Annotated in this window: 10 protein-coding genes; all 10 read left to right on the forward strand. The window is 72.4% G+C overall.

Features of this window, described 5'->3' with window-relative positions; all coding sequences use genetic code 11:
* The first annotated feature begins 63 nt into the window (after positions 1–63).
* The 10 genes from R2740_RS04240 to eno all read left to right on the forward strand — a co-directional run bounded on the left by R2740_RS04240 (position 64) and on the right by eno (position 11,444).
* A complete protein-coding gene (locus R2740_RS04240; RefSeq protein WP_371301446.1) occupies positions 64–1,332 on the forward strand; it encodes a hypothetical protein in 1,269 nt (422 codons plus the stop codon).
* Positions 1,329–2,699 carry a lipopolysaccharide biosynthesis protein gene (locus R2740_RS04245; RefSeq protein ID WP_371301447.1) on the forward strand — a complete coding sequence of 457 codons (1,371 nt, stop codon included), beginning with the start codon at positions 1,329–1,331 and terminating at the stop codon, positions 2,697–2,699. The genes R2740_RS04240 and R2740_RS04245 overlap by 4 nt, the downstream gene beginning before the upstream one ends.
* 18 nt (positions 2,700–2,717) lie before the next feature.
* Positions 2,718–3,497 carry a 3'(2'),5'-bisphosphate nucleotidase CysQ gene (locus R2740_RS04250; protein WP_371301448.1) on the forward strand — a complete coding sequence of 260 codons (780 nt, stop codon included), beginning with the start codon at positions 2,718–2,720 and terminating at the stop codon, positions 3,495–3,497.
* Positions 3,498–3,526: 29 nt separating this feature from the next.
* Positions 3,527–4,165 (forward strand): HAD family hydrolase, encoded by a 639-nt coding sequence (locus R2740_RS04255; protein WP_371301449.1) that lies wholly within the window; start codon positions 3,527–3,529, stop codon positions 4,163–4,165.
* Entirely contained in the window at positions 4,162–4,560 is a 399-nt protein-coding gene (locus R2740_RS04260; RefSeq protein WP_371301450.1) for a VOC family protein, read from the forward strand. The genes R2740_RS04255 and R2740_RS04260 overlap by 4 nt, the downstream gene beginning before the upstream one ends.
* Before the next feature lie 170 nt (positions 4,561–4,730).
* A complete protein-coding gene (locus R2740_RS04265; protein WP_371301451.1) occupies positions 4,731–4,913 on the forward strand; it encodes a hypothetical protein in 183 nt (60 codons plus the stop codon).
* A 213-nt stretch (positions 4,914–5,126) separates the two neighbouring features.
* Positions 5,127–8,705, forward strand: coding sequence for a transcription-repair coupling factor (gene mfd / locus R2740_RS04270; RefSeq protein ID WP_371301452.1), 3,579 nt, complete (start codon positions 5,127–5,129; stop codon positions 8,703–8,705).
* Entirely contained in the window at positions 8,702–9,436 is a 735-nt protein-coding gene (locus R2740_RS04275) for a hypothetical protein (RefSeq protein WP_371301453.1), read from the forward strand. Before mfd ends, R2740_RS04275 begins: the two co-directional genes overlap by 4 nt.
* Before the next feature lie 13 nt (positions 9,437–9,449).
* Complete coding sequence (locus R2740_RS04280; protein ID WP_371301454.1) at positions 9,450–10,049, forward strand: MazG family protein; 600 nt, start codon at positions 9,450–9,452, stop codon at positions 10,047–10,049.
* 117 nt (positions 10,050–10,166) lie between these two features.
* Positions 10,167–11,444: a phosphopyruvate hydratase gene (gene eno, locus R2740_RS04285; protein WP_371301455.1), complete on the forward strand. Its 1,278-nt coding sequence runs from the start codon at positions 10,167–10,169 to the stop codon at positions 11,442–11,444.

Genomic DNA, 11,444 nt, shown 5'->3' on the forward strand with positions numbered 1-11,444 from the left:
GGTCGGCGAGGTCGGTCTCGGGACAGTCAACGTCAGGTCGGGTCGGGGGTGAGCATGCGCAGGATGCTGCTGTTCGGCGGCGTCACGCTGCTGCCGCTGCAGTGGTTCGTGGTCGGTGCCGGCCTGCGACTGCACATCGTCGTGATCCTGCTGGTCGGGATCGGGATGGCCCTGCTGGTCACCGAGGACGACCTCCGCCGGGTGGTGAAGATCGGCGCCCCCTTCATCGTGGCCAACGCGATGATCGTGGCGATCTGGACCGCGACCACGCTCTATCACGGGCTGGGGCTTCGACCCGTGGCCCAGCAGGGGGCCTTCCTCTTCTCGTTCGTGGCCGTGGCCGCCGGCGTGCATGCGACCTTCTCGCGCGACCTGGACCGCGCGGCGCGGCTGTTGCGCTGGTCGGGCCTGGCTTCCGCGGTGGTGCTGGTCTCGGCCCTGAGCTACTCCATGATCGTCAACGGGGTGAACCCCGCGGTGGTCTTCGGCAAGACCCTGGCCGCGGGAGACCCCGAGATCCTGCAGAAGGAGCTGTTCAAGTCGGCGTTCGTCGGGTTCGGGTTCGACGAGAGCACGGTGCGCGGCAACATCCGGCACGAGGTGTTCGGAGCGCTGCTGCTGGCCATGACGCTCGCCTCCGTCGCGGTCCATCTCCGCCCGCCGGCCACGGCCGTCCAGCGCTGGCTCTACCGCGGCTCGCTGGTGCTGGGCGCCGGCCTGATCGTGCTGTCGATGAGCCGCTCGGTGATGATCGCCGCGGTGATCTGGCCGCTGCTGCTCCAGGTGCGCGCGCTCCAGGCCGGTCGGGTGAGCCGCAACTTCGCGCTCATCCTGGCGGGCGGGGTCGCGGTCGTCTCGGCGCTGCTCGCGCTGGGGCTCGCCCAGGTGCTGTGGGTGCGCTTCACCCAGGACACCTCGTCCTATGACAAGCGCGACCAGCTGCTCTCCGACGCGTTCGCCAACCTGACCCACGCCGCGTTCTCCGGTGGCGTGCAGACCGCCTCGGCCAGCTCCCACAACTTCGTCATCGACACCTGGCTGCGCGCCGGGGTGGTGGCCGCCGGCGCCGCCGCCGTCGTGCTGGTGGTCGTCGGCTACTGGTTCCTGTCGCAGACGATGAGGCTGCACCGCGAGCCGGTCTGGATGGTGCCGACCACGGCGATGCTGGCGCTGCCGCTGGTCCGCTTCGTGACCGCAGGGGGTGGGCTGGTGCCGCCGGTCAGCTGGATGACCATCGCGATCGTGGTCGGACTGCTGGCCTACCGCCGCAGCTCCCGGGCCGAGGAGACGGCGGCCGCGGAGCCCACACCCGCCACGGCGGGGGTGCGATGACCGAGGAGGCGATGGAGGCCGTTCCCGGACGGCCCCGGGGGACGTCCCTGGTCCGGGCGCTGGCGTGGTTCGTGGTGTCCTACGGCCTGGCGGTGGTCGGCTACGCCGCGGCCAACGCGGTGGCCGGACGATGGTTCGGCAAGGAGAGCTACGGCCTGTTCGTCGTCGTCGTCACCGTCAGCGCCGCGATCGGCCAGCTCGGCCTGCTCGGCACCCACCGCGGTGGCCTGCGCGCAGCCGCCCAGGGCGACGGTGAGCTGGACGACGCGACGCTGCGGCTGCTGCGCGCCGACGCGGCGGTGGCGTCTCGGCTGAGCCTGCCGCTGGCCGGCGTGCTCTCCGGTGTGGTGATGTTCCTCGTCGCCGACGCCGACACCCCGACCCGCGTCGCGCTCGGCGTCGGCTTCGCGCTCCTGGTGCTGTTCAGCGGTCAGCAGAAGCTCTGGGCCAACTACCTGCGCGGCCTGGGCCACGTGCGCCAGGCGAGCCTGCTCGAGGGCCGGTCCGGCGGTGCCGTCGTCAGCTTCACCCAGGCGGTGCTGCTGCTGCTCGCCTGGCAGCTGGCGCCCCAGCTCGGGCTGGCCGGGGCGGTGGGCGCCCTGGTCCTGGGCTTCGCCGTGCCGGTGATGGCGGCCGGGCGCATCGTGCACCAGCGGCTCGCGCCGGTGGCGGCGACCGAGCTCGAGCTGTTCCGCAACCTGCCCGGGGCGGTCCGGCGCAACTGGAGGTTCGCCGCCAACCAGCTCGCGCTCTACATCGCCGGCACCGTCGAGATCTGGATCGCCGGCGTGGTGCTGACCTCTGAGGCGGGTTCGGAGTTCGCCGCCGCCCAACGGCTGGCGCTGCTGCTGATGATCCCGCTGACCTCGATCCAGGTGGTCTTCGCACCGGTGTCCGCGCGACTCATCGCCCGCGGCGAGACGGCGCGCCTGGAGTCGGTGCTGCGCACCGGCGCCACGCTGGCGGCCGTCGGCACGTCGTTCCTCTGGCTGCCGATGCTCCTCACCCCGGAGCTGATCCTGGGGCTGCTCTACGGCGACGAGTTCTCCAGCGCCGCCCTGCCGCTGTTCCTGCTGACCCTCGGCAACGTGGTCTACGTCGGCTCCGGCCTGTGTGGCGTCGCCCTGGTGATGTCACACCACGAGGGCACCGTGGCCACCATCCAGACCGTCTCGACGGTGGTCCGGATCGTGGCGGGCATCGCGGCCGCGCTGCTCTTCGGCGTGGCCGGGCTGGCGGCCAGCTCGGCGATCGTCACCTCGGTGACCTATGCCGTGCTCTGGGTCCAGGCCAAGCGGCTGCTGGGACTCTGGACCCAGCCCACCCTGCGTCCGCAGTGGGGAGTGCTGCGGCGCACCCGCAGCTGAGCCTCGTAGGCTCGTCCCGTGACCGACGCGCAGACGCCCACCGACAGCCCCGACCTCGGGTCCGACCACGAGCTTGCCGCCTGGCTGGCCACCACCGCGGGCCACCGCCTGCTCGAGGTGCGCGAGGAGGGGCTCACCGGCCGCGACCTCAAGGACGCCGGAGACCAGGCCGCCCACCGGCTGCTGATGGACCTCCTGGCCGAGCACCGCCCGGGCGATGCCGTGCTCTCGGAGGAGGGCAAGGACGACAAGGTGCGTCTGCAGGCGGACCGGGTGTGGATCGTCGACCCGCTCGACGGCACCCGCGAGTTCTCCGAGCCGCCGCGCGACGACTGGGCGGTGCACGTGGCGCTGTGGGAGCGCGGCGAGCTGGTGGCCGGGGCCGTGGCCCAGCCGGCCCTCGGGGAGACGTTCAGCACCGCCGCGCCGCCGTCGGTGCCCCCGCGGACCTCCGCGCGCCCCCGGATCGCGGTCTCCCGCACCCGGCCCCCGGCCTTCGTCGAGGCGCTCGCCGAGGAGATCGACGCCGAGCTGGTCCCGATGGGCTCCGCCGGTGTCAAGGTCATCTCGGTCACCCGTGACGTCACCGACGCCTACGTCCACGCCGGCGGTCAGTACGAATGGGACAACGCGGCCCCGGTCGCCGTGGCCCGGGCCGCCGGCCTCTTCTGCTCGCGCGTCGACGGCTCCGAGCTGGTCTACAACCAGGACGACGTGTCACTGCCCGACCTCATCGTCTGCCGGCCCGAGCTCGCCGAGCAGATCCTCGAGTTCGTACGCCGGCACGGCACCGAGTGAGCCAGCCGGCCGGCCAGGCTCCGCGAGGGGTGACCTCGTCGTCCGCTCCTGTCCGGCACGTGCTGTTCGACGCCGACGGGGTGATGCAGACGCGCCCGGGGGGATGGGTCCCGGCGGTCGCCGCCTACGCGGGCGACCGGGCCGCCGAGCTGCTGGAGATCCTCAACCGCGACGAGCTGGCCAGCCTCGACGGGGTGGCCGACTTCCTGCCCGAGGTCGGGAGCAGGCTGGCGGAGTTCGGCATCGACGCCGACCCGGCCGCGTTCTATGCCGACATCTGGCTGACCATCGAGGTGGCGCCGCAGAGCGTCGGCGTGGTCGAGGCGGTGCGACGCACCGGGCGGGGCGTCCACCTGGCCACCAACCAGGCGCGGTCACGGGCGGCGTACATGCTCCACGAGCTGGGGTACGCCGACCTGTTCGACGACCACTTCGTCTCCGCCTGGCTGGGCGCGTCCAAACCCTCGCCCGAGTTCTTCCACCGGGCGATGGCCCGGTTGGGCGCGCAGCCGCAGGAGGTGCTCTTCATCGACGACCTCCTCGACAACGTCGTGGCGGCCCGCGAGGTCGGGCTGCGCGCGGAGTGCTGGCACCTCGACGAGGGCCATGACGCGCTGCTGACCCGGTTGGCCGCCCATGGCGTGCGGGCGGGAGAATCGGGCGCATGACGTCGTTCATCTCGCACACCAGCATCGACTGCGGCAACGCCTACGAGCTCTCGGAGTGGTGGAAGCTGCTGCTGGGCTATGTCGACGACAGCGAGGACCCCAACGAGGCCGGCGACGAGGAGTGCCTGATCCTGGACCCCGACACCGGCCATCGGCTGCTGTTCATCGAGGTTCCCGAGGGCAAGGCCGTGAAGAACCGGGTCCACCTCGACCTGCGACCGCGCAGCGGCGGGCGCGACGACGAGATCGCCCGGGTCCTGGCGATGGGCGCGACCGAGGTGGCCGACCTCCGCGGCAAGTACGGCCCCGGCACCGGGTGGATGGTGCTCGCCGACCCCGAGGGCAACGAGTTCTGCATCCTTCGCTCCGAGGCCGAGATCGCAGCCTCCCTGTAGCGCCGACCGGGCCGTACCCATCCCCGGCCGAGGCGTATCAGCGCGCCTCTTGACATCTCCTCCTGAATATGTCGCGGACCGACGTCACGAGCGTCGATGAGACCCGTCTCATCACTGGGTCCTCATCACGAGGGCCGCGACACCGGAAGCCGGGAGAGGAGGACAGGGCCATGTGGGACCACCCGAACGACAGCGAGGCGGAGCAGCAGATGCTGTCGCACGACCGTCCGTGCCAGGAGTGCGGCCACGCCATGCACACCTTCCTGCCCTGCTCCGACGACTGCGGCTGCCGGCCGCAGTGGCTGCCCGGCGCCATCGGCGCGCTCACCCCGGTGTCCCGGCCGGCGGTCTAGTCCGCTCGCCGAGCCCGCCCCGAGGGGGCAGGCCCCTCCCGACCTCCTGCGATAGTCCGCTACGTTCCGCACCAGTTCGCCCCCGGCACGTGGTGCGGAACGTAGCGGACTATCGCCCGTAGACTCGGGCACGACCTCCGTGAGCCGCGTCGGCGACCCCGTCCTGGCGGCGATCGGGGGCGTTCGTGCTGCCCACTCGCCCCAGGAGACCGCGTGCCACTCGCCGGACTCGTCCCTGCCGTGCTGGCCGATCCCGCGCTCGCCGAGTCCGTCGACGACGCCCGCGGGTCGCTGACCCCGGCTCTCGACCTGGTCGGGCCCGCGTCGCTGCGCCCGCTGGTCGTGGCGGCGGTCGCCGGCGCCGGCCGCACGGTGCTGGCGGTCACCGCGACCGCGCGGGAGGCGGAGGACCTGACCGACGCGCTCGCCTGCTTCCTGCCGGCCGACCGGGTGGCGCTGTTCCCGAGCTGGGAGACCCTGCCCCACGAACGGCTCAGCCCGCGCAGCGACACCGTGGGGCGGCGGCTGGCGGTGCTCCGCCGGCTCGTCCACCCCGACGCCGAGGGTGGGCACGGCCCGCTGGACGTGGTCGTGGCGCCGGTCCGGTCCGTGCTGCAGCCCCAGGTCGCCGGCCTCGGCGACCTGGAGCCCGTCGAGCTCGTCGCCGGCGACACCGCGCCGCTGGACGACCTGGTCAGCCGGTTGGCCGGCGCCGCCTACTCCCGCGTCGACCTGGTGGAGAAGCGTGGCGAGTTCGCGGTGCGCGGCGGCATCGTCGACGTCTTCCCGCCCACCGAGGAGCACCCGCTGCGGGTGGAGCTCTGGGGCGACGACGTGGAGGAGATCCGCTCCTTCTCCGTCGCCGACCAGCGCACCCTCGCGCCGGCGGAGCGGCTGTGGGCGCCGCCCTGCCGCGAGCTGCTGCTCACCGAGGAGGTACGCCGGCGCGCGGCCGAGCTGGGCCGACGCCACCCCCAGCTGCTGGAGATGACCGACCAGATCGCCGCCGGCATCTCCGTGGAGGGGATGGAGTCGCTCGCCCCGGTGCTGGTCGACGCGATGGAGCTGCTCGTCGACCTGCTGCCCGCCGACACCCATGTGGTGGTGATGGACCCCGAGCGGGTGCGCAGCCGGGCTCACGACCTGGTCGCGACCAGCGAGGAGTTCCTCGGCGCCTCCTGGGCCGCGGCGGCCAGTGGGGGGCAGGCGCCCATCGACCTCGGCGCGGCGTCGTACCGCTCGCTGGGCGAGGTGCGGGGCCACGCCCTCGCGCGGGGGCAGGCCTGGTGGTCGGTGAGCCCGTTCGGCCTCGACGAGCAGGCGGACGAGGCGGGAGTCCCGGTGCGCACCCTCACCGCGCAGCCCACCGAGGAGTATCGCGGCGACCTGGAGGGCGCGATGGCCGACCTGGGCGGCTGGCTGCGTGCCGGGCACCGGGTGGTCGTCGTGCAGCCCGGCCACGGCACCGCCGAGCGCACCGTCGAGGCGCTGGCCGAGCACGACCTGCCGGGGCGGCTGGTCGAGGACCTGGCCCGGCCCGACCTGCTCGACCCGCACGTCGTGACGGTGACCACCGGCTCGCTCGGCCACGGCTTCGTCGACGCCGCCCACGGGCTGGTCGTGCTCACCGGCGACGACCTGGCGGGCCAGGGTGCGGCCACCCGCGACATGCGGTCCATGCCGGCGCGGCGCAAGCGGCAGATCGACCCGCTGGAGCTGACCAAGGGCGACTACGTCGTCCACGAGCAGCACGGCGTGGGTCGCTTCGTGGAGATGCGCCAGCGTGAGGTCCAGGGCGCGACCCGCGAGTACCTCGTCCTGGAGTACGGCGCCGCCAAGCGCGGCGGCCCCCCCGACATGCTCTTCGTCCCGGCCGACGCCCTCGACCAGGTGACCCGCTACGTCGGCGGCGAGCAGCCCTCCCTCGACCGGCTCGGCGGCGCCGACTGGGCCAAACGGAAGGGCCGGGCGCGCCGCGCCGTACGCCAGATCGCGGCCGAGCTGATCAAGCTCTACGCCGCCCGCCAGGCCACGCAGGGCTTCGCCTTCGGGCCGGACACCCCGTGGCAGCGCGAGCTCGAGGACGCCTTCCCGTTCACCGAGACCCCCGACCAGCTCTCGACCGTCGACGAGGTCAAGGCCGACATGCGCCGCACCGTGCCGATGGACCGGCTGGTCTGCGGCGACGTGGGCTACGGCAAGACCGAGATCGCGGTCCGGGCGGCGTTCAAGGCGGTCCAGGACGGCAAGCAGGTCGCCGTGCTGGTGCCGACCACGCTGCTGGTGCAGCAGCACCTCGCGACGTTCACCGAGCGGATGAGCGGCTTCCCGGTGGTCATCAAGCCACTGAGCAGGTTCCAGACCGACGCCGAGGCGCGGGCCACCGCCGAGGGACTGGCCGACGGCAGCATCGACCTGGTGATCGGCACCCACCGGCTGCTCAACCCCGACGTCAAGGTCAAGGACCTCGGGCTGATCATCGTCGACGAGGAGCAGCGGTTCGGTGTCGAGCACAAGGAGCAGATGAAGCGGCTGCGCACCTCCGTCGACGTGCTGTCCATGTCGGCCACGCCGATCCCGCGGACGCTCGAGATGGCGATCACCGGCATCCGCGAGATGTCGACCATCACCACCCCGCCCGAGGAGCGGCATCCCGTGCTCACCTTCGTCGGGGCCTACGACGACCGCCAGGTCGCCGCCGCGATCCGCCGCGAGCTGCTCCGCGACGGGCAGGTGTTCTTCATCCACAACCGGGTCAACTCCATCGAGAAGGCCGCGGCGCGGCTGCGCGAGCTGGTGCCGGAGGCGCGGGTCGCCGTCGGTCACGGGCAGATGGGGGAGCACCAGCTCGAGCAGGTGATGCTGGACTTCTGGGAGAAGCGGTTCGACGTGCTGGTGTGCACCACGATCGTCGAGTCGGGCCTCGACGTCTCCAACGCCAACACCATGATCATCGAGCGCGCCGACATGCTCGGGCTCTCCCAGCTGCATCAGCTGCGGGGCCGGGTCGGGCGGTCCAGGGAGCGGGCCTATGCCTACTTCCTCTACCCCGCCGAGAAGCCGCTGACCGAGACCGCCCACGAGCGGCTGGCGACGCTCGCCCAGCACTCCGACCTGGGCGGCGGCATGGCGATCGCGATGAAGGACCTGGAGATCCGGGGCGCGGGCAACCTCCTGGGCGGCGAGCAGTCGGGACACATCGCCGACGTCGGGTTCGACCTCTACGTGCGACTCGTCGGCGAGGCGGTCCAGGAGTTCCGCGGCGACGGCGAGCCCGAGCTGACCGAGGTCCGCATCGAGCTGCCGGTCGACGCGCACCTGCCGCACGACTACATCCCGTCGGAGCGGCTGCGTCTGGAGATGTACAAGCGGCTCGCCGAGGTTCGCTCCGACGACGACGTGCTGCTGCTGGCCGAGGAGCTGCACGACCGCTACGGCGACGCGCCCGAGCCGGTCACGTCGCTGTTGCAGGTCGCTCGCTTCCGGGCCCGGGCCCGCGAGGCCGGCATCGGCGAGGTGACGATCTCGGGGAAGTACGTCCGGTTCGCACCGGTCGAGCTGGCCGAGTCGCGGACCCTGAGGTTGCAGCGGCTGCACCCCGGGAGCGTGGTGAAGGCGGCGCTCGGCACCGTCCTGGTGCCCAGGCCGCAGACCGGCGGGATCGGCGGACGTCCTATCGTTGGTCTGGCCCTGCTTGAATGGGCCCGGTCGGTCATCGACGACGTCCTCGACGAGCGCGAGCCGGCCGCCCCGATGGAGAGCACCGTGACAGCCAGCAAGGAGCCGTCGTGAGGTCACCCCGTTCCCGTCTCGCCCGTTCCCGCTGGGTCCGCGCGGGTGCCGTCGCCGGTGCCGTCGCGCTGCTTGCGGGCTGCGGCTCCGCCCGCCCGGGCGTCGCCGCCCAGGTGGGGGACCAGACCATCACCATCGCGCAGGTGGACGACGCCTCGATCACGTTCTGCGAGGCGCTGGCCGAGAACAACCCCGGCAACGTCCTGACGATGGGCTTCGCGCGCAGCCTGATGCTGACCGGCATGGTCAACCGCGCGATCGGCGACCAGATCGCCGCGGAGTACTCCGTGGGTCCCGGCGCTGCCTTCGAGCAGCAGATCGCGGCGTTCGAGGCGCAGCTGGCGAGCCTGCCCGACGACCAGCGAGAGGTCGTGGTGGACGTCCAGAGCGCCGCCTTCTACCGTCAGTCGGTCACGGCCCAGGCGGCCACCAAGCTGTTGGAGGACGAGGGCGTGTCGACCCCGTCGGCGGACCAGCTCAACGGCCGCGCCTCGCTGGTGGACCAGCAGTGGACCGACAACCACACCGTCGTGCGCGACCCGCGGTTCTCGGAGGTGTCGTTCCCGGCCGCCTCGGAGGGCTCGGACACCTCCAACCAGGTCACGATCACGCCCGGTGCGTCGATCGGCTTCCCGGTGAGCCGGGCGGCCAAGGACGGTCAGGTGACCGACTCGCTGCAGCTCACCACCATCGCCCAGGGGCTGCCCGCCTCGCAGCGCTGCGGCGCCTGAGACCGCCGGTCCCGTGGCGGACGCCGATCCCACGGTCGCGGGTCTGGCCGAGCTGACCGAGGTGATGCGGCAGCTGCGCCGGGAGTGCCCGTGGAAGCGCGAGCAGACCCACGCCTCGTTGGTGCGCTATCTGCTCGAGGAGACCCACGAGACGGTCGAGGCGATCGAGACCGGCGACCCCGACCATCTCCGCGAGGAGCTCGGCGACCTGCTGCTGCAGGTCTGGTTCCACGCGGTGGTGGCGGAGGAGCAGGGCGACTTCACCATGGCCGACGTCGCCGCCGGCATCGTCGCCAAGCTGCGCCGGCGCAACCCGCACGTGTTCGGTGACGCACCGCAGGGCGATGCCCACACCATCAACGAGGTCTGGGAGTCGATCAAGGCGCAGGAGAAGCAGCGCGACTCCGTCACCGACGGGCTCCCCGGCTCGCTGCCGGCGCTGCTCTACGCCGACAAGGTGGTGGACCGGCTCGCGCGGGAGGGCGCGCCGGTGGACGCCGACCCCGGAGGCGACCTCGGGGAGCGGCTGCTCGCCCTGGTCGTCGAGGCGCGGGCCGCGGGCGCCGACCCCGAGCAGGCCCTGCGCCACGCCGTACGCCGGCGCCTCGGGTGAGCGCTGGCCGATGCGGCCGAGCCCGAGCCGGATTCCGCAGCGTGGGCCTCCCGGGCGGGGGGCGGCGACCGGGCTAGGCTGACGAAGGTCAACCGTCCGTCGTTCCCAGGAGCACCCGTGGCTTCCATTGCAGCAGTCGGCGCCCGCGAGATCCTCGACTCGCGAGGCAACCCCACCGTCGAGGTCGAGGTCGCCCTCGACGACGGCGCCTATGGCCGGGCGGCCGTGCCGAGCGGCGCCTCCACCGGTGCCTTCGAGGCGGTGGAGCTGCGCGACGGCGGCAAGCGCTACCTCGGCAAGGGCGTCCGCAAGGCCGTCACCGCGGTGCTCGACGACCTCGCTCCCGCCGTGGTCGGTCTCGACGCCGAGGACCAGCGGCTCGTCGACCAGGTGATGATCCAGCTCGACGCCACCGCCAACAAGGCCAAGATCGGCGCCAACGCGATCCTCGGCGTCTCCCTCGCGGTGGCCCGGGCGGCCTCGGAGTCCTCCGACCTGCCGCTGTTCCGCTACGTCGGCGGCGCCAACGCCCACCTGCTGCCCGTGCCGATGATGAACATCCTCAACGGCGGCGCCCACGCCGACTCCAACGTCGACGTCCAGGAGTTCATGATCGCCCCGGTCGGCGCCCCGACCTTCGCCGAGGCGCTGCGCACCGGCGCCGAGGTCTACCACGCGCTCAAGTCGGTGCTGAAGAAGAAGGGCCTGGCCACCGGGCTCGGCGACGAGGGCGGCTTCGCCCCCAGCCTCGACAGCAACCGGGCCGCGCTCGACCTGATCGGCGAGGCGGTCAAGGCGGCCGGTCTCAAGCTCGGCAAGGACATCGTGCTGGCCCTCGACGTGGCCGCCACGGAGTTCTGCTCGCGCGGGAAGTACACCTTCGAGGGCGGCAAGAAATCCAGCGACGAGATGATCGCCTACTACGCCGACCTGGTGTCGTCGTACCCCATCGTCTCCATCGAGGACCCGCTCGACGAGGAGGACTGGAAGGGCTGGAAGGCCATCACCGACGAGCTCGGCGACAAGGTCCAGATCGTCGGCGACGACCTCTTCGTGACCAACGCCGAGCGGCTGCAGCGCGGCATCACCGGCGGCCAGGCCAACGCGCTGCTGGTCAAGGTCAACCAGATCGGGTCGCTGACCGAGACCCTCGACTCCGTCGAGCTGGCGCACCGCAACGGCTACCGCTGCATGATGAGCCACCGCTCGGGTGAGACCGAGGACACCACGATCGCCGACCTCGCGGTGGCCACCAACTGCGGTCAGATCAAGACCGGCGCTCCCGCGCGTTCCGAGCGGGTCGCGAAGTACAACCAGCTGGTCCGGATCGAGGAGGCGCTCGGCGACGCCGCGCGCTACGCCGGCAAGGGCGCGTTCCCGCGCTACCAGGGCTGA

Origin of the sequence: Nocardioides sp. (assembly GCF_041393715.1) — a bacterium.
In the GTDB taxonomy this organism is placed as follows: Bacteria; Actinomycetota; Actinomycetes; order Propionibacteriales; family Nocardioidaceae; genus Nocardioides.

Excerpts from the sequence above, each read along its gene's own strand:
- R2740_RS04240 (WP_371301446.1), top strand. The coding sequence starts at position 64 with ATGCTGCTGTTCGGCGGCGTCACGCTGCTGCCGCTGCAGTGGTTCGTG.
- R2740_RS04245 (WP_371301447.1), top strand. The coding sequence starts at position 1,329 with ATGACCGAGGAGGCGATGGAGGCCGTTCCCGGACGGCCCCGGGGGACG.
- R2740_RS04260 (WP_371301450.1), top strand. The coding sequence starts at position 4,162 with ATGACGTCGTTCATCTCGCACACCAGCATCGACTGCGGCAACGCCTAC.
- R2740_RS04265 (WP_371301451.1), top strand. The coding sequence starts at position 4,731 with ATGTGGGACCACCCGAACGACAGCGAGGCGGAGCAGCAGATGCTGTCG.